Raw genomic sequence first — 22,707 nt, 5'->3', positions numbered from 1 at the left:
GGGCGGCCAGCATAGCAAAAACCGTGTTTTTCTGAAAAAACCAAGAACTTCATGCTGTTGCCGTGGTCTTTTACCGTCATTTCTCTCTTGGCGGTGCAACCCCATGGATGCCGCCCACCGACCACGGACACGTTTTCGCATGCAGCGATGCTGGCTCATTTTCCTGCTGACGCTTGGGCTGACCTTGACCGGGCCTGCCCACGCGCGCGTGCCGGGACCGCAGCAGAACATCGCGCCGGCCAAGGTCCGTGACCTGCAACAGATTCGCACCAGCCAGGTGCTGCGGGTGCTGGTCAACCAGAGCCGCAACAGCTCCGGTGAGGTCAAGGGCGAGCCGGTCGGCATCGAATACTATCGCCTGCGTGCCCTGGAACATTACCTCAATGCCCGCGCCGCCGACGGCCAGGAGATCCAGCTCAAGCTGATCCCGCGGGCCAAGGAGCAGTTGCTCGGCGCCCTGGCCCGGGGCGAGGGTGACCTGGCCGCACCGGGTGAACTGCTCGACCCCGCCGTGGTGCGCGGGGTCAGCAGCAGCGCGCCGGTGCTCGACCAGGTGCCGCTGCTGCTGGTGGGGCGCAAGGGCGAACGCAGCTTCAGCCATGTCGAGCAGTTGTCCGGGCGTACCGTGGCCCTGACCAGCGCCAGTGCCGCCGGCCCGTTGATCCAGCAGGTCAACCAGCAGCTGGCGCTGCGCAAGCGTGCGCCGATCAAGGTGGAGTGGGTCGACTCGACCTTGGCGGTGGAGGATGTGCTGGAAATGGTCCAGGCCGGCATCTATCACCTGACCGTAGTCGAGCAGCCGATCGCCCGGCGCTGGGCCCGGGTGATGCCGCGCCTGCGCCTGGACAGCCGCGTGAAACTGGGGGCGCCGCAAGCCATGCGTTGGTATGTGAGGCCCGATGCGCCGCAGTTGCAGGCCACGGTCGATCGCTTTCTGCAGGGCTACCGCGCGCCGGACAACCAGGACGCCGCGTTCGAGCGCATCTACCGCCGCCAGTACCGGGTGCACGACCCATTGGCCAGCAAGAATCGCCAGCGCCTGACCGCGCTGCGGGCGGTGCTGCAGAAACACGGTGAGGCGCAGCAGATCGACTGGCTCAACCTGGCCGCGCTGGCCTTCAAGGAGTCGACGCTCAACCCGGCAGCGCGCGGCACCGGAGGGGCCCATGGCCTGATGCAGATCACCCCTTCGGCGGCGCAGCGTGTGGGGGTGAGCAACACCGCCACGGTGGATGGCAATGTCCAGGCCAGCGCCCGTTACCTGGCGCTGATCCGGCGCAAGTTCTTTGCCAGCGCCAAGATCAACGAGCGCGAGCGCATGGCCTTCGTGCTGGCGGCCTACAACCTGGGGCCCGAGCGCGTCCAGGCCATGCGCGCCGAAGCGCGGCGGCGCGGGCTGAATGGCGACCAGTGGTTCTTCCAGACCGAACGTGTCGCCATGGAGCAGGTGGGCATGGGGCCAGTCAACTTCGTCAATAGCGTCAACAAGTACTTTGTAGCGTTCAACCGGGAGCGTGCCGCGCTGGAGCGTGTGGCGAAGCGCTGACAAATCGATTTTGTCGATTGTTATGTTGGGTTTTTTGCGATTTTCATATCTATCTAATCGATTATGATGGCGCCCATCCCAACACAACTTCCCCGCTTCAAGGAGTCTTCGACATGAACAACGCTACCCTCAACGCTCTGTTCTCCACCCGCGCCGGCGCTGGCCTGAGCGTCATCCGTATCCTGGTCGGCATCATCTTCATTGCGCATGGCGCGCAAAAACTGTTCGGCATGTTCGGTGGCTATGGCCTGGAAGGCACCGGCCAGTGGATGGAGAGCATCGGCCTGGCCCCGGGTTACCTGATGGCCCTGTTGTCTGGTAGTGCCGAGTTCTTCGGCGGCCTGGCCCTGGTGGTCGGCCTGCTGGCCCGCCCGGCGGCCCTGGTGCTGGCGGTAACCCTGGTGGTGGCGATCCTCTCGGTGCACATCGGCAACGGCCTGTTCATGTCCAACAACGGCTATGAGTTCGGCCTGGCCCTGCTGGCTGGCACCGTCGCGGTACTGATCGAAGGCGCTGGCCGCTTCTCGCTGGACCGCCTGATCGCCCGCTGATACACCGCAAATGCCAAGATACAAGCCTCAGGCCGATCACTTTCGGCTTGAGGCTTGTATCTTGCCGCTTGTAGCTCTAGCATACCGTCTGCGCCGATTTAAACAGCTACTTGCGGGGCGCAGGAAAGCCCCTCTCCGGGTCATCCGAAATACCGCTAAAGCGCTGGTTCGGTGACGCCTCCCACCGCTGCCCAGCGGGATTCGCGAGGCGGAGAGAAGCTCCATGAGTTGCCCACGTACCAGTGTCTGTTTGAGCCCCTTGCCTGCCAGCCAGGCGTCCCGCACACCGCGCATCCTGCTCGGCGGCCAGCATCAACCCACTCTTTTACGTCACCTTGAAGGCCTGTCCCGGCGCAAGGGCCAGGCGCGTGCATTTCTGATCCAGTTCGCCGATACCGGCTGCCACCTCGCACAGTATGGCAATGACCGTTTCGACCTGGCCGTGATCCAGGCCCCGGCACCGGACGAGGCCGCCGAAATCATCGGCCACCTCACCCGTATCGCGCGCCAAGGCCTGATTACCCGCCGCTGAGGAGCGCGCTGTTGAGTACCAACATCATCACCACGGAAGGCCATGAGGCGCTGAAGAAAGAACTGGACCACCTGTGGCGGGTATACCGCCCGGAGATTACCCAGAAGGTTACCTGGGCGGCATCGCTGGGCGACCGCAGCGAGAATGCCGACTACCAGTACAACAAGAAGCTGCTGCGCGAGATCGACCGCCGGGTGCGTTACCTGCGCAAGCGTCTTGAAGATGTGAAGGTGGTGGCCTACTCGCCGCAGCAAGAGGGCAAGGTGTTTTTCGGTGCCTGGGTGGAGATCGAGAACGACGAGGGCGAGACTATGAAGTTTCGCATTGTCGGGTATGACGAGATCTATGGGCGCAATGACTACATCTCGATCGACTCGCCCATGGCTCGTGCCTTGCTGAAGAAGGAGGAGGGTGATGAGGTGGTGGTGCACACACCTACCGGTGAAGCGACCTGGTATGTGAACAGCATCAGCTACGGGCAGTGATCTGATGTTGCCTGTGCCGGCCTCTTCGCGGGCTTGCCCGCTCCCACAGGTTCACCACAGTACTTGAAACCTGTGTCGGACCTGTGGGAGCGGGCAAGCCCGCGAAGAGGCCGGTGCAGGCTGTCATCAACTCTCGCGTAAGACCGCCAACGGGCTGGCATTCAACGCCCGCCGCGTCCCCAGCACCCCCGCACCACCTACCAGCAACGCCCCTGCCAGCGGCAACAGCAGCAACCACACATGCGGGCTCCATTGCAGGTCGAAGGCATAGCGGTACAGCACCAGGGTAATCAGCTCGCACCCGACCGCCGCCAGCAAGCCGCTGGCCGCACCCAGCAAGCCGAACTCGATCCGCCGCGCCTTTACCAGTAATGGCCGCGCCGCGCCCAGCGCACGCAGCAAGGCGCCCTGGCGGATGCGCTCGTCCAGCGTCGCCTGCAAGCCAGCGAAGAGCACCGCCAACCCGGCTGCCAGCACGAACAGCAACACGTACTCCACCGCCAGGGTCACCTGGGCGAGAATGCTGCGCAGCTGATCGAGCAAGGCGTCCACCTGCAGGATGGTCACTGCCGGAAATGCCCGTGACAGCGCCACCACATCCAGGTCATGGCCCGGTGCCAGATAGAAGCTGGTCAGGTAGGTGGTCGGCAGCCCCTGCAACGTGCCGGGCTGGAAGATCATGTAGAAGTTCGGCTGGAAGCTGTCCCAGTGCACGCTGCGCAGGCTGCTGACCCGGGCCTGGCGCTGCTGGCCGCCGATGTCGAAGGTCAGCAGGTCGCCCGGTTGCAGCTTCAGGCTGCTGGCCAGTTCCGCCTCCACCGACACACCGGGGATTTCATCTTCGGCGGGCAACGCCTGCCACCAGTTGCCGCCCGTCAGTGCATTGCCTTCGGGCAGTTCGGCTGCCCAGGTCAGGCTGAGGTCGCGCTGCACGGCGCGCTCGCCTGCCGAGTCCTTGCTGACCACCTGCTGCACCGGTTGCTCGTTGATGCGCACCAGGCGGCCGGGTGTCACCGGGTACAGCGGTGCCGAGGTGGCATTGACCTGCTGCAGGTGTTGGGCGAAGGGCTCACGGTCATCCGGCAGGATGTTCAGGGCGAAATGGTTGGGTGCATCCTTGGGCAGCTGCGCTTGCCAGGTGTCGAGCAGTTCCGCGCGCAGCAGCGCGACCAGGGCCATGGCCAGCAGGATCAGGCCGAAGGCCAGGGCCTGGCCGGCAGCGGCCATGGGGTGGCGCAGCAGTTGGCCCAGCCCTAGGCGCCAGGTCAGTGGTGCCCCGGCCAGCAATTGGCGCAGGCTGCGCAAACCGAGGAGCAGCACGCCACCGAGCAGCAGCGCGGCGACCAGGCCGCCACCGAGCAGGGCGAAGGTGAGCAGCAGGTCGAGGCTCAGGCGCCACATGATCAGGCCCAGTGCGAACAGGGCCGCGCCGTACACCAGCCAGCTGCTGGGCGGTATCGGCAGCAGGTCGCGGCGTAGCACGCGCAGCGGCGGCACCTGGCCCAGCGCGGCAATTGGCGGCAGGGCGAAGCCGGCCAGGGCCACCAGCCCGGTAGCGATGCCAGCCAGGGCCGGGACGATGCCGCCTGCAGGCACCACGCTTGGCAGCAGGCCATGCAGCAGGCGGAACAGGCCCAGCTGGGCCAGCCAGCCGAGCAGGGCGCCGGCCAGCGCGGCGACCAGGCCGAGCATGGCCAATTGCAGGCAGTACAGGCCCAGTGCCTGGCGGCGCGAAAGGCCCAGGCAGCGCAGCAGGGCGCTGGCGTCCAGGCGGCGTGCGGCGTAGCGGCTGGCCGACAGGGCCACGGCGACGCCTGCCAGCAGCACCGCCACCAGGCTGGCCATGTTCAGGTAGCGCTCGGCCTTGCCCAGGGCGCCGCCGACCTGCTGGTTGCCATCGCGGGTGTCGCGCAGGCGCTGGTTGGCGGCCAGGTCCTTTTTCAGTGCCCCGCGGTACTGGGCCAACGCTTCGGCATCGCCGCGCCATAGGTCGCGGTAGGTGACCCGGCTGCCCGGTTGGATCACGCCGGTGGCCTGCAGGTCGGCCAGGTTCATCATTACCCGTGGGGTAAGGCTGTAGAAGTTGTTGGCGCGGTCCGGTTCGTAGGTCAGTACGCGGCTCATGCGCAGCGTCTTCATGCCCACGTCGATGCTGTCGCCAACCTTCAGCCCCAGTGCCGCCAACAGGCGTGGCTCGACCCATGCTTCGCCAGGTGCCGGGCCGCCGCCCGGAGTTTCTGCGGCATAGGGCTCCGCGGCACTGCGCACTTGCCCGCGCAACGGGTAGGCACCATCAGTAGCCTTGACGCTGGACAGTTGGATACCGTTATCGCCGCCGACCACGCTGGTGAACTCGACCACCTGGGCGTGGCGCAAGCCAAGCGCCTTGCCGGCTTCTATCTGCTGGTCGCGGGCCGGGGCACTGCCCTGCAGCACCAGGTCTGCACCGAGGAACTCGCTGGCGCGCAGTTGCATGGCGCCGTTGAGGCGGGCACCGAAATAACCGATGGCAGTGCTGGCCGCGACCGCCACCAGCAGGGCGAAGAACAGCACGCGCACTTCGCTGGCGCGAATGTCGCGCAGCAACTGGCGCAGGGCCAGGCCGCACAGGCGGGACAGCGGCATGTGGTTCATCAGGCCTCCACCGGGGCCACCAGGCGGCCCGCATCCAGGCGGATCTGGCGGCGGCAGCGCCGGGCCAGGCGTTCGTCATGGGTAACCAGCACCAGGGTGGTGCCGCGTTCCTTGTTCAGTTCGAACAGCAGGTCGCTGATGCGCTCGCCGGTGTGGCTGTCGAGGTTGCCGGTGGGTTCGTCGGCGAACAGCACTGCCGGTTGCGCGGCGAAGGCACGGGCAATGGCCACCCGTTGCTGTTCGCCGCCCGAAAGCTGGCGCGGGGTGTGGCTCAGGCGCTTGCCCAGGCCGACCCGTTCGAGCAGGGTGCGCGCGTGTTCGCGGGCGTCGCGGCGGCCGTCCAGCTCCAGCGGCAGCATGACGTTTTCCAGGGCGTTGAGGCTGTCGAGCAGCTGGAACGACTGGAACACGAAGCCCACATGTTCGGCGCGCACCCGCGCGCGCTGGTCTTCATCCAGCGGCCCCAGGTCGTGGCCAGCGAGGATGACCTTGCCGGCGCTGGGCTGGTCGAGGCCGGCGAGCAGGCCGAGCAGGGTCGACTTGCCCGAGCCCGAGGCGCCGACGATGGCCAGGCTGTCGCCCTGGGCCAGGTCGAGGGACAGCGCGTGCAGGATGGTCAGGTCACCTTCCGCGCTGGGGACCACTTTGCTAAGGTTCTGCGCAACGAGAATGCTGGGGCCCATGGAGAATCCGATGCGAGTGTGGTGGTTGAGTGCCGGTCTGGCCCTGTATTGCCTGGCCCAGAGCGCGGCGGCGGGAACACTGCTGGTTGTCGGCGATAGTATCAGCGCCGGTTTTGGCCTGGATACCCGCCAGGGCTGGGTCTCCCTGTTGCAGACCCGCCTGCGGGACGAAGGTTTCGACGACAAAGTGGTCAATGCATCGATCAGCGGCGACACCAGTGCAGGTGGCCAGGCGCGGCTGCCGGCGCTGCTTGCAGCGCACAAGCCGAGCCTGGTGGTGCTGGAGCTGGGTGGCAACGATGGCTTGCGCGGGCAGTCGCCAGCGCAATTGCAACAAAATCTTGCCTCGATGATTGAAAGTTCGCGAAAGGCCGGTGCCAAGGTGGTGCTGCTTGGTATGCGCCTGCCACCCAATTATGGCGTGCGCTACACCACCGCCTTCGCCCAGGTGTATGAACAGCTGGCAGCAGAAAAACAGGTGCCGCTGGTGCCGTTTTTCCTCGAGGGGGTAGGGGGCGTGCCTGAGTTGATGCAGGCGGATGGCATTCACCCGGCCCAGGCTGCCCAGCAGCGCCTGCTGGAAAATGCCTGGCCGGCGATAAAACCCTTGCTGTGACGCTTTAAACGGCGCCGGCTTTCGGCTAATGTTGCGCCCCCCGTTTCGAGTGCCACCGATGCCGCGCCCTGCCTGGTCCCTGTATGCCTACCAACTGATCGAGCCTGATGAGCAGCTCGACCTGTTCGCCTGCCAGGAAATCCGCGTCCACCTCGTGGCCCGCCAGCTCGAGCTGGGCGTACCGGCCGACCGCACTCTGTGTGGTGGCCTGCTGCCGGCGCAACCGCGCTGGTCGGGGGTGGCGCGCTCGATCTACCGCGACGGCCGCCTGTGCGACCTGTGCCGCGCCATCCTCGATGCCCAGCGGCGCGGCATGCGCCCGGTGTGGCCGGAGCTGCAGGGCGCCTGAACACCGCACCTTTCATCATCTGAAACGCTTGCATGGCGCCAATGCCTCCCGCTTGCATCGGCGCAGGTGTACAATCGATTCTCTTGACCCACCTTTCGAAGGATTTACCGGATGTTGCCGCGCTTTCCTGCCGTCACCCGTAGCCTGTCCCTGGCCGCCCTGCTGGTAGCAGGCCCCGCTGCTGCGCTGGAGCTGCCACTGCCACCACCCGGTGAAGACATCATCGGCCAGGTGCATGTGATCAAGGCAAAGTACGAGGACACGTTCGCCGATATCGGCACTGCCAACGACCTCGGCTACCTGGAAATGATCGCCGCCAACCCGGGCGTGGACCCATGGCTGCCAGGTGCCGGCACCGAGATCATCCTGCCGACCCGCTACATCCTGCCGCCGGGCCCGCGCGAGGGCATCGTCATCAACCTGGCCGAATACCGCCTGTACTACTTCCCGAAAGGGCAGAACGTGGTGCATACCTTCCCGCTGGGCATTGGCCGTGAAGGCTGGGGCTCGCCGATCGCCAATACCAAGATCACCGCCAAGACACCGAACCCGACCTGGACCCCGCCAGCGTCGATCCGTGCCGAGCACGCGGCTGACGGCGACATCCTGCCGAGCGTGGTGCCAGCTGGCCCGGACAACCCGCTGGGGCCGTTCAAGTTCACCCTCGGCGTGCCGGGCTACCTGATCCATGGTTCGAACAAGAAGTTCGGCATTGGCATGCGTACCAGCCACGGTTGCTTCCGCATGCTCAACAACAACGTGCTGGAACTGTCGAAGATGGTGCCGGTGGGTACGCCGGTGCGCATCATCAACGAGCCCTACAAGTTTGGTATCAGTGGCGGCAAGGTTTACCTGGAGGCGCACACGCCGCTGGACGACCAGGGTAATCCGTCGGTGGTCGATAAACACACTGCTGTTATCAACGCCTTGCTCAAGCGTGAAGACCTGGCCAATAACCTACGCATGAACTGGGACATGGTCCGTGACGTGGTGGCCGCGGAAGATGGCATGCCGGTGGAAATTGCCGTGCCGACCGAAAACCAGGGTGGCGCACCGATGGTTTCGAGCATTCCGCCCGAACTGCAGTAAGGTAATTGCGACACACCCAGGCCTGCCTTAGTGCAGGCCTTTTCGTTTCTGCCTGGCGCGTTTGCCTTGTGCGCAGGCAATAAAAAAAGCCGACCCACAAGTGGGTCGGCTCCATAACAATCCGTGAGGATTATTACTTGCGGCTGGCTTTGTCCAGCATACGCAGAGCGCGCTCGTTGGCTTCGTCAGCGGTCTGCTGAGCCTTCTGAGCGGCTGCCAGTGCGTCGTCAGCCTTACGGTAGGCTTCGTCTGCACGAGCTTGAGCGCGAGCTGCTGCGTCTTCAGTCGCAGTCAGACGAGCTTCGGTTTCTTTGGATACGCTGCTGCAACCGGTAGCCAGAACTGCGGCCAGAGCCAGAGCAGAGAATTTCAGAACGTTGTTCATCGTGTTCCCCTTCAAGGACTTTCTATTAAATAGCCATCTCTCGGAAAAGAGAAACTGGCCGGCGTACATAGTACCCATTACTTGTAGTAAGTAAACTGACTAAGCGCAAGAACTGCAAAAAAAATGTTGCTTGACGCCTTTCCGACAAGATTTGCGACACGCCTGTGAAAAAAACGTACAGGGTTCGCAAGCGACTGTAGTACAGGAACTTTTTTGTTGAACTAAGGGTGACTTTAACTGTCCTTCGGCGTCTTAAGCCCTAGTACATCCGGTCGCTGCCTGGCGCGTTGCCAAGAATGGCATCTGGCTGCATTTTCGCCATTTTTAACCGCCACCACCTTGAGCAATCCCGCCTGCGGCGCCTACTATCTTGTGAGTGCCAGAGGATCCGAACGATTGCAATCGTCCAGTGGTCGAAGGGGGCAACAGGTGGCGTAGAGGATTCTGTGCCGGATAAACCACCATCGGTTAAGGTATGGGTCTGCCGAGAAGACCTGCGAGGAGTAGTGATGAGCGAAGCGCTGACCATCCACCATGACCAGGCCGGTCATCAGTTCGAGACCAACGTGGACGGTCATCGTGCCTATCTGACGTACATGGACCTGGGCAAGCAGACGCTGGACATCTATCGCACCTTCGTACCCAACGCCCTGCGTGGCCGCGGGATTGCTGCCGCCCTGACCGAACGGGCCCTGGAGTACGCTGAACAGATGGGCTACACGGTGATTCCGTCCTGCTCGTACGTGGAGCGCTACATGGAGCGCCAGCAGCGGCATTCGAGCAAGGTCTGATTCTGTAAAAAAAGCGGGGCCGCTTCGCAGCCCATCGCGACACAAGGCCGCTCCTACAGGAAATCGCATAACCCTGTAGGAGCGGCCTTGTGTCGCGATGGGGCGCGAAGCGGCCCCGCTCTTTATCGCATCAGCCGCGCTTGCGCTGCGGCAGCACATCCTTCAGCTTGGTACGCATGCTGCGCAGGGTCTTCTCGGTAGCCGACCAGTCGATGCAGGCATCGGTGATCGACACGCCGTATTGCAGCTCGTCCAGGTTCTTCGGAATCGACTGGCAGCCCCAGTTCAGGTGGCTCTCGACCATCAGGCCGATGATCGACTGGTTGCCTTCGAGGATCTGGTTGGCGACGTTCTCCATCACCAGCGGTTGCAGGGCCGGGTCCTTGTTGGAGTTGGCGTGGCTGCAATCGACCATGATGTTGGCCTTGATCTTGGCCTTGGCCAGGTCCTGCTCGCAGAGGGCGACGCTGACCGAGTCGTAGTTCGGCTTGCCGTTGCCGCCGCGCAGTACCACGTGGCCGTACGGGTTGCCCTTGGTGGTAACGATCGACACGCCGCCTTCCTGGTTGATGCCGAGGAAGCGGTGCGGCTTGGACACCGACTGCAGGGCGTTGATGGCAACGGTCAGGCCGCCGTCGGTGCCGTTCTTGAAGCCGACTGCCGAGGACAGGCCCGAAGCCATCTCGCGGTGGGTCTGCGATTCGGTGGTGCGGGCGCCGATGGCCGACCAGCTGATCAGGTCCTGCAGGTACTGCGGGGAAATCGGGTCGAGCGCTTCGGTGGCGGTCGGCAGGCCCATTTCGGCCAGGTCCAGCAGCAGTTTGCGGCCGATGTGCAGGCCATCCTGGATCTTGAACGAGTCATCCAGGTACGGGTCGTTGATCAGGCCTTTCCAGCCGACGGTGGTGCGCGGTTTTTCGAAATACACGCGCATGACCAGGTACAGCGTGTCGGACACTTCCTCGGCCAGCACTTTCAGGCGCTCGGCGTACTCGTGGGCGGCCTTGATGTCGTGGATCGAGCAAGGGCCGACCACGACGAACAGGCGATGGTCCTTGCCGTCGAGAATATTGCGCACCACTTCACGGCCGGCAGTCACGGTCTGCAGGGCCTTGGCGCTGAGGGGGATTTCCTTCTTGAGCTGATCGGGGGTGATCAGGGTCTCGTTGGAGGCAACGTTCAAGTCATCGATCGGTAAATCAGCCATCGTGTTACTCGTCAGGTCACGGGTGCCGGCCGCCAACTATCCCCGTGCGGCCCAGCAGCAAGAATAATCGCAGCGGGGAGCCGAACCTTAGCGCGTTACAGGTGGCGCGACAATGGGCTGGGCCCAGTCCGTGTGGGGTTTTTCCGAGATGGCAGGTGTTTGCCGTGCATGGGCTGCCCAGCGCTGCGCAACCTGTGTAAAAAGAGGGCTGACTTTTACCTGGAGATCGGCATGCATCCGCACACACCACGTATCGGCATCATCGGCAGTGGCGCCATCGGCGGCTTCTATGGGTTGATGCTGGCCCGGGCCGGCTTCGATGTGCATTTTCTGTTGCGCAGCGAGTACGAGGTTGTCCGCGAGCAGGGGTTGGCCGTGGACAGTGCCGTGCATGGCAACTTGCAGATGAAGGTGCAGGCCTATGCCAGTGCCGCCGACATGCCGCCCTGCGACTGGCTGCTGGTGGGGGCCAAGGCCACCAGCAATGACCAGTTGGCGCCGCTGATCGTGCAGGCGGCCGCACCGGGCGCCAAGGTGGTGCTGCTGCAGAACGGCCTGGGCGTGGAGGAGCAGTTGCGCCCGGCCTTGCGCAGCGACATGCACCTGCTCGGCGGCTTGTGTTTCATCTGCGTCAACCGCCAGGCGCCCGGCGTGATCCGCCACCAGGCCTTGGGCGCGGTCAACCTCGGCTACCACAGCGGGCCGGCCAACGATGGCGGTGCCGCGCTGGTCAATGAGGGCTCGGGGCTGTTCCGGGCTGCGGGCATCGACTCGCAGGCCATGCCCGACCTGGCCCAGGCACGCTGGCAGAAGCTGGTGTGGAACGTGCCCTACAACGGCCTGTCGGTGCTGCTCGGTGCCAGCACCACGCCGCTGATGGCCGACAGTCATGGCCGCGCCCTGATTCAGGCCCTGATGGCCGAGGTGGTGCAGGGTGCGGCGGCGTGTGGCCATGTGTTGCCCGAGGGGTATGCCGAGCACCTGTTCCAGGTGACCGAGCGCATGCCCGACTACTGGCCCAGCATGTACCACGACCATGTCCACAAGCGCCCGCTGGAGCTGCAGGCCATCTATGCCGAGCCGTTGGCGCAGGCGCGTGCGGCAGGCTGCCGCTTGCCGCGCATGGAGATGCTGTACCAGGCGCTGGCTTTCATCGACCGGGGCGAACAGCCTCGCTGAGGGTGGTTCTGGCCCCGCCGGGGCCCTCCAGCCCGCATCAGCAGCGCGCCGGACGGCAAAGCGTGCGTCCGGCGCGCTGCTAAGCTGAAGCTTGCTCTGCCGCAGCGGCAGTCAAGGAGGTCGAATGATCCACTCCATGCTGTACGCCACCGACCTCGGTGTCTACGCCCCTTTTGTCATGCAACACGCGCTGGCGCTGGCGCGCACATTCGGCGCCGAGTTGTATGTGATCCATGCGGTAGAGCCCATGGGCCAGTTCGCTGAATCTCTTCTGCAAAGCTACCTCGATGAGCAGACGCTCGACCAGCTGCACAGCCAGGGGGTGAACACGGTGATGGCCAATATCGAGCAGCGTGTGCTGGAAAACTTTCGCGACGAACTGGGCGAGGAGGCCGACCTGGCGGTGATCAAGGCGGTGCGAGTACGCCAGGGCGACCCTGCGCAGGTGATCCTCGACCAGGCACAGCGGCTGAGCGTCGACCTGCTGATTTTCGGTAGCCACAGTGCTGGCGCCGGCGTGGATGTGCCATTGGGGCGCACGGCGGTACGGCTGCTGCAACTGTCGCCGGTACCGGTGTACATGGTGCCGCTGGCGCAGCATTTGGGGCGTAGGAAAGCATGAAGATGGCCGTAGGCCATTTCCGGGGGTATGTAACAAAATAGTTCTAGATTTATTTCCAGAACCACTAATATAGTTATATATCGTCGCTGCCTGCTGCCGCGGACTCATCGCTGAACCGAGGGGAACCTATGAAGCTTCAACAACTGCGCTACATCTGGGAAGTGGCGCACCATGACCTCAACGTCTCCGCGACGGCGCAGAGCCTGTATACCTCCCAGCCAGGTATCAGCAAGCAGATCCGCCTGCTCGAGGATGAGCTGGGTGTTGAAGTCTTTGCCCGCAGCGGCAAGCACCTGACCCGCGTTACCCCGGCCGGTGAGCGCATCATCAATACCGCTGGCGAAATCCTGCGCAAGGTCGAAAGCATCAAGCAGATTGCCCAGGAATTCTCCAACGAGAAGAAGGGCACGCTGTCCATCGCCACCACCCACACCCAGGCGCGTTATGCCTTGCCGCCGGTGATCAGCAACTTCATCAAGCAGTACCCGGAAGTGTCCTTGCACATGCACCAGGGTTCGCCCATGCAGATTGCCGAGATGGCCGCGGACGGGACGGTGGACTTCGCCATCGCCACCGAGGCGCTGGAGCTGTTCGGCGACCTGATCATGATGCCGTGCTACAAGTGGAACCGCTGCGTGGTGGTGCCGCAGGGTCATCCGTTGACCAAGCTGCCGAAGCTTACCCTGGAAGCGGTCGCCGAATACCCGATCGTTACCTACGTGTTCGGTTTCACCGGCCGTTCGAAGCTGGACGAAGCGTTCAACCACCGCGGCCTTACGCCGAAAGTGGTGTTTACCGCCGCTGACGCCGACGTGATCAAGACCTATGTGCGGCTGGGGCTGGGCGTGGGGATCGTCGCCAAGATGGCGGTGGACACCAAGCTCGACAGCGACCTGGTGGCCTTGGATGCCAGCGAACTGTTCGAAGCCAGCATCACCAAGATCGGCTTCCGCCGCGGCACCTTCCTGCGTGGCTTCATGTGCGACTTCATCGAGAAGTTCGCCCCGCATCTGACCCGTGAAGTGATGGCCAAGGCCATCCAGTGCCACAACAAGCAAGAGCTGGAAGACCTGTTCGAAGGCGTCGAGCTGCCGGTGCACTGATCTAGAATCGTACGGGGCCGCTTTGCGGCCCAATCGCCGGCAAGCCAGCTCCCACAGGATTACCGTTGCCTGAAGGCTTGTGATGTTCCTGTGGGAGCTGGCTTGCCGGCGATTGGGGCGCGAAGCGGCCCCAGCTGTGTTATGCCTTGCTGATCAGGTTGCCCGCGTGCAACCCGCATTCCTTCTGCGTCGACTCTTCCCACCACCAACGCCCTTCGCGCTCATGCTGGTTTGGCAGCACCGGGCGGGTGCAGGGCTCGCAGCCGATGCTGATGAAGCCGCGCTCGTGCAGGCTGTTGAACGGCAGCTCCAGCATGCGGATATAACCCCACACTTCCTCGCTGGTCATCTGTGCCAGTGGGTTGAACTTGTACAGGGTACGCTCGGGGGTGGAGAAGGCGCTGTCGATTTCCACTGCCGCCACCTGGCTGCGGGTCCCCGGGCTCTGGTCGCGGCGCTGGCCGGTGGCCCAGGCGCTCACGGTGGCCAGCTTGCGACGCAGCGGCTCGATCTTGCGGATACCGCAGCACTCGCCATGGCCGTCCTTGTAGAAGCTGAACAGGCCCTTTTCCTTGACGAACGGGTCGAGCTTGGCGCGGTCGGGGCTGAGGATTTCGATCGGCAGGTTGTACTGCTCGCGGACCTGGTCGATGAACCGGTAAGTCTCCGGGTGCAGGCGGCCGGTGTCGAGGCTGAACACCTTGACCTGCTTGTTCAGCTTCCAGGCCATGTCCACCAGCACCACGTCCTCGGCGCCGCTGAAGGAGATCCACAGGTCATCACCGAAGTGCTCGAAGGCAAGCTTGAGGATGTCCTGCGGGGACTTGTTGGCATAGGTCGCGGCCAGGGCGGCGACGTCGAAGGGTTGGCTCATCAGGCGGTTTCCATCGTGGCTGTGGCGCTGTGCGCTCGTAGTGAGGTGATGGTAACAAAAAATGGCGGGGTAGGCGGGCTTGGAGTCGGTGGCGCCTGCTTCGCGGGCTCGCCCGCTCCCACAGGTACAGCGCACATCTGCCAGTTGTGGGAGCGGGCGAGCCCGCGAAGCAGGCGCCGCCGATCACAAGCCTTGCAGGGTCTCCATCAACACCCGCACCTTGGCAATCGACTCTTCATATTCGGCCTGCCACTCGGAGTCGGCCACCACCGCGCCGCCGCCCCAGCAACTGACCTGTCCACCCTTGACCAGCAGGCTGCGAATGGCAATCGAGCTGTCCATCTCGCCGCGCACATCCACGTAGAGCAGTGAGCCGCAGTACAGCGCCCGACGTGCCGGCTCCAGTTCGTCGATGATCTGCATGGCGCGGATCTTCGGCGCGCCGGTGATCGAGCCGCCGGGGAAGCTGTCGCCGATCAGGTCCAGGGCGTCTTTGTCGCTGGCCAGCTGGCCGGTGATGCTGCTGACCAGGTGGTGCACATTGGGGTAGCTCTCCAGGCTGAACAGCTCCGGCACCTTCACCGAGCCGATCTCGCAGGTACGCCCCAGGTCGTTGCGCAGCAGGTCGACGATCATCAGGTTTTCCGAGCGATCCTTGGGGCTGTGCAGCAGCTCCTCGGCATTGCGCATGTCTTCTGCCGGGTTGCTGGCGCGCGGGCGGGTGCCCTTGATCGGCCGGGTTTCCACCTGGCGCTGGCTGACGCGGATGAAGCGCTCGGGCGAAAAGCTCAACAGGGCGCTGCCGTCGGCCAGTTGCTGGTAGCCGGAGAAGGGGGTGGGGCAGGCTTTGCGCAGGGCCTGGTAAGCGTGCCACGGATCGCCCTGGCAGGGCGCGCGGAAGCGCTGGGTAAGGTTGATCTGGTAGCAGTCGCCGGCCTGGATGTAGCGCTGCACCTGGTCAAAGGCGGCCTTGTACTGCTCGGGCTGCAGGTCGCCGGCCATCGGCGCGAGTAGCTGGAAGCTGCCGCTTTCCGCGTTGTCGACACCTTCGAACAGGGCGATCAGCCGTTCCCGTTCGCTGCCGGGCAGGCTCGGGTGGAACACCAGTTGGCTGGTCGCGCACTGGTGGTCGGTCACCAGCGCCCAGGCATACAGGCCCAGTTGCGCGTCCGGCAGGCCAAGGTCGTCCACGGCCAGGCTGGGCAGGTGTTCCAGGCGGCGGCCGAAGTCATAGCTCAGGTAGCCGATCAGGCCGCCAGCGAACGGCAGCTCGCTGCCTGCGGGCAACTGCGCATGGCCCAGTCGTGCCAGGCCGGCGCGCAGGCGCTGGAGGAAGGTGCGGCCATCTTCGTCGGGCTGCGCTTGCAGGTGTTGCAGCGGCCAGGCGCTGAGCAGGTCGAAGCGCCCGCGTTCGGCGCCGGGGCGGGCGCTGTCCAGCAGGATCGCACCGGGGGCCTGGCGCAGGCGGGCGAAATAGGCGGCAGGGTCGGGCTGGTAGGGCAGGGGGTGGAGCGTACAGGTCGGCATCAGTGTGGACGGCGATGTAAAAGCGAGGAGGGCGATTGTAGACCTGTGCAGGAAATGCGCCTAGCTTTGTGGCGACATTCAAGCACTGGGTTTCGCCCTTGCGGCCCTGTCGCGACACAAGGCCGCTCCTACAGGAGATCGCGTGATCCTGTAGGAGCGGCCTTGTGTCGCGATAGGGCTGCGCAGCAGCCCCGGCGATTTCAGCGCGGGTGCACGTGCCCGAACAAGCCTTGCGATACCCGCACGCGCTGTTCGGCATCTTCGCTGATGCCATCCTTGGCCAGCGCTTCCAGGTGCGCCTCGATGGCGTGGGTGCGCTGGGTCAGGCCGCAGTCGTTGGCGATCTGGATGTTCAGGCCCGGGCGGGCGTTGAGCTCGAGAATCAGCGGCCCCTTGTCCTGGTCCAGCACCATGTCGACACCGATGTAGCCCAGGCCGCACAGCTCGTAGCAGCCGGCGGCCAGCTTCATGAAGCCGTCCCAGTTCGGCAGTTGCACGCCATCCACCGCGTTGGTGGTGTCCGGGTGCTTGCTGATGATGTTGTTCAGCCAGGTGCCGCGCAGGGTCACGCCGGTGGCCAGGTCGACACCCACGCCGATGGCGCCCTGGTGCAGGTTTGCCTTGCCGCCGGACTGGCGGGTCGGCAGGCGCAGCATGGCCATCACCGGGTAGCCCATCAGCACGATGATGCGGATGTCCGGCACGCCTTCGTAGCTGATGCTCTTGAAGATCTGGTCAGGGGTGACCCGGTACTCGATCAGCGCACGGTCGCGGTGCCCGCCCAGCGAGTACAGGCCGGTGAGGATGCTCGAGATCTGGTGCTCGATTTCCTCGTGGCTGATGATCTTGCCGGACACCGTGCGGTAGCGGTCCTCGAAGCGGTCGGCGATCACCAGGATGCCGTCACCACCGGCGCCCTGCGCCGGCTTGATGACGAAATCGCTGCGCCCACCAATGATCTGGTGGAGCTTCTCGATCTCTTTCTCGGTCTCGATGATGCCGTACATTTCCGGCACATGGATGCCGGCCGCCAGGGCGCGCTCCTTGGTGATGATCTTGTCGTCGACGATCGGGTACAGGTGGCGCTTGTTGTACTTCAACACGTAGTCCGCGTTGCGCCGGTTGATACCCATGATGCCCCGGGCCTCCAGGGCTTTCCACGTCTTGATCAGGCCAAACATCAGGCGTCAGCCTTCTTCAGGAATGCCTTGAAGCGTACGAGCTCGGTCAGGCGGTAGCCGCGGTAGCGACCCATCGCCAGCATGAAGCCCACCAGGATCAGCAGCACGGCCGGGAAGGTGAACACGAAGTACACCAGCTCCGGCACCATCATCAACAGGTGCGCCAGGGAAGCGGCGAACAGGGTGCCGATGGCCACTTTCATGGCATGACCGCCGCCACGCTCTTCCCAGGTGATGGACAGGCGCTCGATGGTCATGGTCAGGATCACCATCGGGAACAGCGCTACCGACAGCCCGCGCTCCAGGCCCAGCTTGTGGCTGAACAGGCTGATGGCGGCAATCAGTACCACGACGAAGGTCAGTACCACCGACAGGCGTGGCAGCATCTGCAACTTCAGGTGTTCCAGGTACGAGCGCAACGACAGGCCCAGGGCGGTGATTACCGTGAACAGCACGATACCGAAGCCAAGCTGGGTTTCGCGGAAGGCCAGGGCGATCAGTACCGGGGTGAAGGTACCCAGGGTCTGCAGGCCGACCAGGTTGCGCAGCACCAGGATCACCAGCACGCCGATCGGGATCATCACCATGATCATGAAGGTTTGCTGGGTCTGCAGCGGCAGGCCGTACAGCGAATATTCGAGGAAGTCGGCGTCGGTATTTTCGTCGGTCAGCTTGGCCAGGCGGATGGCGTTCATCTCGCTGTTGTTCATGCTGAAGGTAACATTGGCCTTCTTGCCGCCATCGACGGTGATCAGGTTGTCGTCACCGGTCCACCACAGCAGGCGATCGCTGGGCAGGCCCTGCTCGCCGGTGTCCGGGTTGAAGTACAGCCAGTCGGTGCCGTTGAAGCTGCGCAGCCACAGTTCCGGGGTTTGCGGGGTGTCGGCCACCAGGCGGATGGTGTGCACCTTCTCCATCGGTACGTGGGCGATCGACAGCAGCAGGTCGATGACCTGGGCCTTCTTCATCGCCGTGGTGTCGCCGGCCAGCAGCAGCTTGACGTTGTCGTCGTTGAGGTTGTTGACCCGCTTGATGGTCTCGCTGACGAAGGTCTCGACGTCGGCCGAGTGCTGGCGGATCGGCGCCATCAGGGCCTCGGCGGCGATCTTCTCGGGGCCTTCCACTGCCAGGCTGTCACGGAAGGTCGGGCCTTTGACCGTGGTCTTCTCGTTGCTGTAGCGCTTGGTCAGCACCAGGCGGTAGTAGAGGGTCTGGTTGCCGCTGGCGCGGCGGGCCGACCAGGTGACCTTGCGGTTGCCGTCGGCACGGTTGACGCTCACCCCGTAGTTGTTGGAGATGAAGCTCTCGTTGAGGCTGACGTAGTCGCGGTTCAGCGGTGGCACGAACATCTGCACCTTGACCGGGTCCTTGGTGCTGGCCACGAACTCGACCTTGGCGTCGATGTTCCACAGGTCGTCGGTTTCATCCTCGGTTACCGGGATGCCGAGTACGAAGATCTGATAAGCCGTGACCGCCACGCCCAACAGCACCAGCACGGTGATCAGGACTTTCAGATGGAGGGTAAGAGAGCGCATCGGGATTACTCTGCTTTGGGAGCGTCGGTGGCACAGGCAGGTTTGCCGGCCGCGTATTTAAGGCTTGGGTCGACCAGCGCGTCGAAGTGCTTGAGCGCCTCGGAGCCGATCAGCAGCGGGAACTGGAAGGCGCTGCGGTCGGTGAGGTTGACTTCGATGGTGCGCATGGCCTGGCCCATGCAGATTTCAAGTTCGATGACCGGGCGCGCGGTGTAGGCCTTGCCCGATTCAGCATCATAGTCGCCGGCCCGGCGCTTGATCTTGCTTACGCGTGCCAGCGGGCGTTCGATGGGGTGCGAATGGGCGGCGTCGATGGCCAGGTAGAAGCGCACCCAGCTTTCGCCGTTGCGCTTGAAACGCTTGATGTCGCGGGCGCTGAGCGACGCGGTCTTGGCGCCGGTGTCGAGCTTGGCGGCCACTTCCAGGTCCAGGTCGCCCAGGCGTGCATATTCGTTGAGACCGTACACGGTCTTGCCTGCGGCCTGGCCAAGGGCCGGCAGCAGGGTGAGGCAGAGCAGCAATAATGCGGGTGTAAGTCTCATATTCCTGGCGCGGTGCAGTGCAAGGTTCGGGGCTGTTTTCAAAGCCATGTTCAGAGCCGTGTTCAGGGCAAGGCGACTGGCAGCGACTGCGCAAGCTTCCTCGTTCATCTGTCAACAGCATGAATGGATGACAGACAGGCTATCCATACTCCATCGGAGGCGCGGCATTCTATCACGCCGGCGCCTTGACGCCAGCGGTGCGCGATCTGACAGCACCGGGCTGGCATTAGTTCGTTCTTAGACGATTGTCGACAATATTCATTTTGTCTTTGACTGCCGCGGTCAAATTAGCTAATTTCTGGCAAAGAGATTTGCAAGGTGTCGACAATATGCAGGACCTATCCACCCCCAGCCCGATGCTGGCAGACGAAACGGAAACCTTGTCCGAAAACGTCTTCCGGCGCATCCAGGCGGCCATCGTCAAGGGCGATATCGCCCCTGGCAGCAAGATTTCCGAGCCGGAGCTGGCGCGTACCTACGGCATCAGCCGCGGGCCGCTGCGCGAGGCCATTCACCGCCTCGAAGGCCAGCGCCTGCTGGTGCGGGTGCCGCATGTGGGGGCGCGGGTGGTGTCGCTCAACCACGCCGAACTGATCGAGCTGTACGAAATTCGCGAATCGCTGGAAGGCATGGCCTGCCGCCTGGCCGCCGAACGCATGAGCCAGGCCGACATCGACGAGCTGCGCCGGGTGCTCGACACCCACGAGCGCGATGCCGCGTTCCAGGCCGGCCTGGGCTATTACCAGCAGGAAGGCGACTACGACTTCCATTACCGGATCATCCAGGGCAGCGGTAACCAGACCCTGGTCAAGATGCTCTGCGGCGAGCTGTACCAGCTAGTGCGCATGTACCGCATCCAGTTTTCCGCCACGCCCAACCGGCCACGCCAGGCCTTTGCCGAACACCACCGCATTCTCGATGCCATCGCCGACCGTGACGGCGAGCTGGCCGAACTCCTGATGCGCCGCCACATCGGCGCGTCCAAGCGCAATATCGAGCGTCACTACCTGGACGCCCACAACAACAGCCCACGAGGTGAGAAATGACTGTGAAGAGCACCCCCGGTCAGCGTTTCCGCGACGCCGTTGCCGCTGAACATCCGCTGCAGGTGGTTGGCGCCATCAATGCCAACCATGCCCTGCTGGCCAAGCGCGCCGGCTTCAAGGCCATCTACCTGTCCGGTGGCGGCGTCGCCGCCGGTTCGCTGGGCCTGCCGGACCTGGGCATCAGCGGCCTGGACGATGTACTCACCGACGTGCGCCGCATCACCGACGTGTGCGACCTGCCGCTGCTGGTGGATGTCGACACCGGCTTCGGCGCCTCTGCCTTCAACGTTGCCCGTACCGTGCGCTCGATGAGCAAGTTCGGCGCTGCCGCCATCCATATCGAGGACCAGGTCGGCGCCAAGCGCTGCGGCCACCGCCCGAACAAGGAAATCGTCAGCCAGCAGGAAATGGTCGACCGCATCAAGGCCGCAGTCGATGCCCGCACCGATGACAGCTTCGTGATCATGGCGCGTACCGACGCTCTGGCCGTCGAGGGCCTGAACGCCGCCCTGGACCGCGCCGCCGCCTGCGTCGAGGCCGGTGCCGACATGATCTTCCCGGAAGCCATCACCGAACTGCAGATGTACAAGACCTTCGCCGACCGGGTGAAGGCACCGATCCTGGCCAACATCACCGAATTCGGCGCCACGCCGCTGTACACCACCGAAGAGCTGGCCTCGGTCGACGTGTCGCTGGTGCTGTACCCGCTGTCGGCGTTCCGTGCCATGAACAAGGCGGCCGAGAACGTGTACACCGCGCTGCGTCGCGACGGCACGCAGAAGAACGTGATCGACACCATGCAGACCCGCATGGAGCTCTACGATGCCATTGGTTACCACGCCTTCGAGCAGAGCCTCGATGCGCTGTTTGCCCAGAAAAAAGGTTGAGCCTGTGAGGGCCTCATCGCCGGCAAGCCGGCTCCCACAGGTACCGCACAAGGTTCGAGCCCTGTGCAAGACATTGTGGGAGCTGGCTTGCCGGCGATAGGGCCGATACAGCCACCCCCGAATTAGCCAGAAAGAATCCATAACAAGTTCAAGAAAGGAGAAACACCATGGCCGAAGCAAAAGTACTCAGTGGCGCAGGCCTGCGCGGCCAGGTGGCCGGCCAGACCGCGCTGTCGACCGTGGGCCAGGCCGGTGCCGGGCTGACCTACCGTGGTTACGACGTGCGTGACCTGGCCGCGGGTGCCGAGTTCGAAGAAGTCGCCTACCTGCTGCTGTACGGCGAGCTGCCGAGCAAAGCCGAACTGGCCGACTACAAGCGCAAGCTCAAGGGCCTGCGTGACCTGCCGCAAGCCCTGAAGGAAGTGCTCGAGCGCATCCCGCGTGACGCCCACCCGATGGACGTGATGCGCACAGGTTGCTCGGTGCTGGGTACCCTGGAGCCCGAACTGACCTTCGAGGCCCAGCGTGACAAGACCGACCGCCTGCTGGCGCTGTTCCCGGCAGTGATGTGCTACTGGTACCGCTTCACCCACGACGGCGTGCGTATCGACTGCACCAGCGACGAAGACACCCTCGGTGGCCACTTCCTGCACCTGCTGCATGGCAAGAAGCCGAGCGAGCTGCACGTCAAGGTCATGAACGTGTCGCTGATCCTCTACGCCGAGCACGAGTTCAACGCCTCGACCTTCACCGCTCGCGTCTGTGCCTCGACCCTGTCCGACCTGTACTCCTGCGTAACCGCTGCCATCGGTTCGCTGCGCGGCCCGCTGCATGGCGGTGCCAACGAGGCGGCGATGGAGCTGATCGAGCGCTTCCAGAGCCCGCAGGAAGCCACTGCCGAGCTGCTGCGCATGCTCGAGCGCAAGGACAAGATCATGGGCTTTGGCCATGCCATCTACAAAGAGTCCGACCCGCGCAACGAGGTGATCAAGGGCTGGTCGAAACAGCTCGCCGACGAAGTGGGTGACAAGGTGCTGTACCCGGTTTCCGAAGCCATCGACAAGACCATGTGGGAGCAGAAGCGCCTGTTCCCCAACGCCGACTTCTACCATGCCTCGGCGTACCACTTCATGGGCATCCCGACCAAGCTGTTCACCCCGATCTTCGTCTGCTCGCGCCTGACCGGCTGGGCTGCGCACGTCTTCGAGCAGCGCGCCAACAACCGCATCATCCGCCCGAGCGCCGAGTATGTCGGCGTCGAGCAGCGCCAGTTCGTGCCGATCGAACAGCGCTGACGGGCCGTACCTGTGGGGGTGGCCTGTTCCGGCCTCATCGCCGGCAAG

The 22,707-nt window shown here is 64.0% G+C and carries 23 protein-coding genes; 14 read left to right on the top strand and 9 right to left on the bottom strand.

What is annotated here, in order from left to right; all coding sequences use genetic code 11:
- Nucleotides 1-139 precede the first annotated feature (139 nt).
- From CAG44_RS11240 to greB, 4 genes are all read left to right on the top strand, one after another.
- Nucleotides 140-1,546, top strand: coding sequence for a transglycosylase SLT domain-containing protein (locus CAG44_RS11240; RefSeq protein ID WP_085663148.1), 1,407 nt, complete (start codon nt 140-142; stop codon nt 1,544-1,546).
- A 113-nt stretch (nt 1,547-1,659) separates the two neighbouring features.
- Entirely contained in the window at nt 1,660-2,097 is a 438-nt protein-coding gene (locus CAG44_RS11235; protein WP_085692152.1) for a DoxX family protein, read from the top strand.
- A 223-nt stretch (nt 2,098-2,320) separates the two neighbouring features.
- Nucleotides 2,321-2,629 (top strand): hypothetical protein, encoded by a 309-nt coding sequence (locus tag CAG44_RS11230; protein ID WP_025338428.1) that lies wholly within the window; start codon nt 2,321-2,323, stop codon nt 2,627-2,629.
- A gap of 11 nt (nt 2,630-2,640) precedes the next feature.
- Entirely contained in the window at nt 2,641-3,114 is a 474-nt protein-coding gene (gene greB / locus CAG44_RS11225) for a transcription elongation factor GreB (protein WP_013971895.1), read from the top strand.
- A gap of 126 nt (nt 3,115-3,240) precedes the next feature.
- Here the strand turns inward: greB and CAG44_RS11215 are convergent, their stop codons facing one another.
- Together CAG44_RS11215 and CAG44_RS11210 are read right to left on the bottom strand one after the other, a co-directional pair.
- A complete protein-coding gene (locus CAG44_RS11215; protein ID WP_085692151.1) occupies nt 3,241-5,748 on the bottom strand; it encodes an ABC transporter permease in 2,508 nt (835 codons plus the stop codon).
- Entirely contained in the window at nt 5,748-6,431 is a 684-nt protein-coding gene (locus CAG44_RS11210) for an ABC transporter ATP-binding protein (protein WP_016714756.1), read from the bottom strand. The genes CAG44_RS11215 and CAG44_RS11210 overlap by 1 nt, the downstream gene beginning before the upstream one ends.
- A gap of 10 nt (nt 6,432-6,441) precedes the next feature.
- Between CAG44_RS11210 and CAG44_RS11205 the strand changes: the two genes are divergently transcribed.
- The 3 genes from CAG44_RS11205 to CAG44_RS11195 all read left to right on the top strand — a co-directional run bounded on the left by CAG44_RS11205 (nt 6,442) and on the right by CAG44_RS11195 (nt 8,485).
- Nucleotides 6,442-7,047 carry an arylesterase gene (locus CAG44_RS11205; RefSeq protein WP_025338430.1) on the top strand — a complete coding sequence of 202 codons (606 nt, stop codon included), beginning with the start codon at nt 6,442-6,444 and terminating at the stop codon, nt 7,045-7,047.
- 58 nt (nt 7,048-7,105) lie between these two features.
- The gene (locus tag CAG44_RS11200; protein ID WP_025338431.1) at nt 7,106-7,396 is read left to right on the top strand and encodes a hypothetical protein; all 291 of its coding nucleotides are present in this window, start codon (nt 7,106-7,108) and stop codon (nt 7,394-7,396) included.
- A 111-nt stretch (nt 7,397-7,507) separates the two neighbouring features.
- Complete coding sequence (locus CAG44_RS11195) at nt 7,508-8,485, top strand: L,D-transpeptidase family protein (protein WP_085592905.1); 978 nt, start codon at nt 7,508-7,510, stop codon at nt 8,483-8,485.
- A gap of 133 nt (nt 8,486-8,618) precedes the next feature.
- On the opposite strand, the gene oprI is transcribed toward CAG44_RS11195, so the two are convergent.
- Nucleotides 8,619-8,870 (bottom strand): outer membrane lipoprotei OprI, encoded by a 252-nt coding sequence (oprI, locus tag CAG44_RS11190; RefSeq protein ID WP_003259780.1) that lies wholly within the window; start codon nt 8,868-8,870, stop codon nt 8,619-8,621.
- 509 nt (nt 8,871-9,379) lie between these two features.
- Between oprI and CAG44_RS11185 the strand changes: the two genes are divergently transcribed.
- On the top strand, nt 9,380-9,661 hold the full coding sequence (locus tag CAG44_RS11185; RefSeq protein ID WP_025338432.1) for a GNAT family N-acetyltransferase: 282 nt from the start codon (nt 9,380-9,382) through the stop codon (nt 9,659-9,661).
- Nucleotides 9,662-9,791: 130 nt separating this feature from the next.
- Here the strand turns inward: CAG44_RS11185 and CAG44_RS11180 are convergent, their stop codons facing one another.
- Nucleotides 9,792-10,868, bottom strand: a complete 1,077-nt coding sequence (locus CAG44_RS11180) for a 3-deoxy-7-phosphoheptulonate synthase (RefSeq protein WP_025338433.1) — start codon at nt 10,866-10,868, stop codon at nt 9,792-9,794.
- A 231-nt stretch (nt 10,869-11,099) separates the two neighbouring features.
- Between CAG44_RS11180 and CAG44_RS11175 the strand changes: the two genes are divergently transcribed.
- The 3 genes from CAG44_RS11175 (at nt 11,100) to cysB (ending at nt 13,772) form a co-directional block, all read left to right on the top strand.
- On the top strand, nt 11,100-12,047 hold the full coding sequence (locus tag CAG44_RS11175) for a putative 2-dehydropantoate 2-reductase (RefSeq protein WP_085692160.1): 948 nt from the start codon (nt 11,100-11,102) through the stop codon (nt 12,045-12,047).
- A 124-nt stretch (nt 12,048-12,171) separates the two neighbouring features.
- Nucleotides 12,172-12,669 (top strand): universal stress protein, encoded by a 498-nt coding sequence (locus tag CAG44_RS11170; RefSeq protein ID WP_015269711.1) that lies wholly within the window; start codon nt 12,172-12,174, stop codon nt 12,667-12,669.
- A gap of 128 nt (nt 12,670-12,797) precedes the next feature.
- Nucleotides 12,798-13,772, top strand: a complete 975-nt coding sequence (gene cysB / locus CAG44_RS11165) for an HTH-type transcriptional regulator CysB (RefSeq protein WP_013971904.1) — start codon at nt 12,798-12,800, stop codon at nt 13,770-13,772.
- Between the two features lie 139 nt (nt 13,773-13,911).
- Here cysB and CAG44_RS11160 read toward each other — a convergent pair whose 3' ends face one another.
- The 5 genes from CAG44_RS11160 to CAG44_RS11140 all read right to left on the bottom strand — a co-directional run bounded on the left by CAG44_RS11160 (nt 13,912) and on the right by CAG44_RS11140 (nt 19,431).
- Complete coding sequence (locus CAG44_RS11160; protein WP_085692150.1) at nt 13,912-14,646, bottom strand: phosphoadenylyl-sulfate reductase; 735 nt, start codon at nt 14,644-14,646, stop codon at nt 13,912-13,914.
- A 183-nt stretch (nt 14,647-14,829) separates the two neighbouring features.
- The gene (gene pabB, locus CAG44_RS11155; RefSeq protein WP_085692149.1) at nt 14,830-16,173 is read right to left on the bottom strand and encodes an aminodeoxychorismate synthase component I; all 1,344 of its coding nucleotides are present in this window, start codon (nt 16,171-16,173) and stop codon (nt 14,830-14,832) included.
- A 200-nt stretch (nt 16,174-16,373) separates the two neighbouring features.
- Nucleotides 16,374-17,354 (bottom strand): alpha-L-glutamate ligase-like protein, encoded by a 981-nt coding sequence (locus CAG44_RS11150; RefSeq protein WP_025338436.1) that lies wholly within the window; start codon nt 17,352-17,354, stop codon nt 16,374-16,376.
- On the bottom strand, nt 17,354-18,889 hold the full coding sequence (locus CAG44_RS11145; protein WP_025338437.1) for an inactive transglutaminase family protein: 1,536 nt from the start codon (nt 18,887-18,889) through the stop codon (nt 17,354-17,356). Before CAG44_RS11145 ends, CAG44_RS11150 begins: the two co-directional genes overlap by 1 nt.
- A gap of 5 nt (nt 18,890-18,894) precedes the next feature.
- Complete coding sequence (locus CAG44_RS11140) at nt 18,895-19,431, bottom strand: ATP-dependent zinc protease (RefSeq protein ID WP_025338438.1); 537 nt, start codon at nt 19,429-19,431, stop codon at nt 18,895-18,897.
- Nucleotides 19,432-19,760: 329 nt separating this feature from the next.
- Here CAG44_RS11140 and CAG44_RS11135 point away from each other — a divergent pair, with 329 nt between their 5' ends.
- The 3 genes from CAG44_RS11135 to prpC all read left to right on the top strand — a co-directional run bounded on the left by CAG44_RS11135 (nt 19,761) and on the right by prpC (nt 22,659).
- Nucleotides 19,761-20,477 (top strand): GntR family transcriptional regulator, encoded by a 717-nt coding sequence (locus CAG44_RS11135; protein WP_085592915.1) that lies wholly within the window; start codon nt 19,761-19,763, stop codon nt 20,475-20,477.
- A complete protein-coding gene (gene prpB, locus CAG44_RS11130; RefSeq protein WP_003259689.1) occupies nt 20,474-21,364 on the top strand; it encodes a methylisocitrate lyase in 891 nt (296 codons plus the stop codon). The genes CAG44_RS11135 and prpB overlap by 4 nt, the downstream gene beginning before the upstream one ends.
- Before the next feature lie 167 nt (nt 21,365-21,531).
- A complete protein-coding gene (gene prpC / locus CAG44_RS11125) occupies nt 21,532-22,659 on the top strand; it encodes a 2-methylcitrate synthase (protein WP_013971911.1) in 1,128 nt (375 codons plus the stop codon).
- Nucleotides 22,660-22,707: the final 48 nt, after the last annotated feature.

The sequence above is a fragment of the Pseudomonas sp. B13(2017) genome (genome assembly GCF_002113245.1).
Classification (GTDB): Bacteria; Pseudomonadota; Gammaproteobacteria; order Pseudomonadales; family Pseudomonadaceae; genus Aquipseudomonas; species Aquipseudomonas putida_Z.
This window is presented reverse-complemented; position numbering and strand designations above follow the sequence as displayed.

What these genes read in the sequence shown, in the direction of transcription:
- CAG44_RS11180 (WP_025338433.1), bottom strand. Translation starts at nt 10,868, where the DNA reads ATGGCTGATTTACCGATCGATGACTTGAACGTTGCCTCCAACGAGACC.
- cysB (WP_013971904.1), top strand. Translation starts at nt 12,798, where the DNA reads ATGAAGCTTCAACAACTGCGCTACATCTGGGAAGTGGCGCACCATGAC.
- oprI (WP_003259780.1), bottom strand. Translation starts at nt 8,870, where the DNA reads ATGAACAACGTTCTGAAATTCTCTGCTCTGGCTCTGGCCGCAGTTCTG.
- CAG44_RS11215 (WP_085692151.1), bottom strand. Translation starts at nt 5,748, where the DNA reads ATGAACCACATGCCGCTGTCCCGCCTGTGCGGCCTGGCCCTGCGCCAG.
- CAG44_RS11230 (WP_025338428.1), top strand. Translation starts at nt 2,321, where the DNA reads ATGAGTTGCCCACGTACCAGTGTCTGTTTGAGCCCCTTGCCTGCCAGC.
- CAG44_RS11210 (WP_016714756.1), bottom strand. Translation starts at nt 6,431, where the DNA reads ATGGGCCCCAGCATTCTCGTTGCGCAGAACCTTAGCAAAGTGGTCCCC.
- CAG44_RS11140 (WP_025338438.1), bottom strand. Translation starts at nt 19,431, where the DNA reads ATGAGACTTACACCCGCATTATTGCTGCTCTGCCTCACCCTGCTGCCG.
- CAG44_RS11160 (WP_085692150.1), bottom strand. Translation starts at nt 14,646, where the DNA reads ATGAGCCAACCCTTCGACGTCGCCGCCCTGGCCGCGACCTATGCCAAC.
- CAG44_RS11240 (WP_085663148.1), top strand. Translation starts at nt 140, where the DNA reads ATGCAGCGATGCTGGCTCATTTTCCTGCTGACGCTTGGGCTGACCTTG.
- CAG44_RS11195 (WP_085592905.1), top strand. Translation starts at nt 7,508, where the DNA reads ATGTTGCCGCGCTTTCCTGCCGTCACCCGTAGCCTGTCCCTGGCCGCC.
- CAG44_RS11235 (WP_085692152.1), top strand. Translation starts at nt 1,660, where the DNA reads ATGAACAACGCTACCCTCAACGCTCTGTTCTCCACCCGCGCCGGCGCT.
- CAG44_RS11175 (WP_085692160.1), top strand. Translation starts at nt 11,100, where the DNA reads ATGCATCCGCACACACCACGTATCGGCATCATCGGCAGTGGCGCCATC.
- CAG44_RS11145 (WP_025338437.1), bottom strand. Translation starts at nt 18,889, where the DNA reads ATGCGCTCTCTTACCCTCCATCTGAAAGTCCTGATCACCGTGCTGGTG.
- CAG44_RS11135 (WP_085592915.1), top strand. Translation starts at nt 19,761, where the DNA reads ATGCAGGACCTATCCACCCCCAGCCCGATGCTGGCAGACGAAACGGAA.
- CAG44_RS11205 (WP_025338430.1), top strand. Translation starts at nt 6,442, where the DNA reads ATGCGAGTGTGGTGGTTGAGTGCCGGTCTGGCCCTGTATTGCCTGGCC.
- CAG44_RS11200 (WP_025338431.1), top strand. Translation starts at nt 7,106, where the DNA reads ATGCCGCGCCCTGCCTGGTCCCTGTATGCCTACCAACTGATCGAGCCT.
- prpB (WP_003259689.1), top strand. Translation starts at nt 20,474, where the DNA reads ATGACTGTGAAGAGCACCCCCGGTCAGCGTTTCCGCGACGCCGTTGCC.
- CAG44_RS11185 (WP_025338432.1), top strand. Translation starts at nt 9,380, where the DNA reads ATGAGCGAAGCGCTGACCATCCACCATGACCAGGCCGGTCATCAGTTC.
- prpC (WP_013971911.1), top strand. Translation starts at nt 21,532, where the DNA reads ATGGCCGAAGCAAAAGTACTCAGTGGCGCAGGCCTGCGCGGCCAGGTG.
- pabB (WP_085692149.1), bottom strand. Translation starts at nt 16,173, where the DNA reads ATGCCGACCTGTACGCTCCACCCCCTGCCCTACCAGCCCGACCCTGCC.
- CAG44_RS11170 (WP_015269711.1), top strand. Translation starts at nt 12,172, where the DNA reads ATGATCCACTCCATGCTGTACGCCACCGACCTCGGTGTCTACGCCCCT.
- CAG44_RS11150 (WP_025338436.1), bottom strand. Translation starts at nt 17,354, where the DNA reads ATGTTTGGCCTGATCAAGACGTGGAAAGCCCTGGAGGCCCGGGGCATC.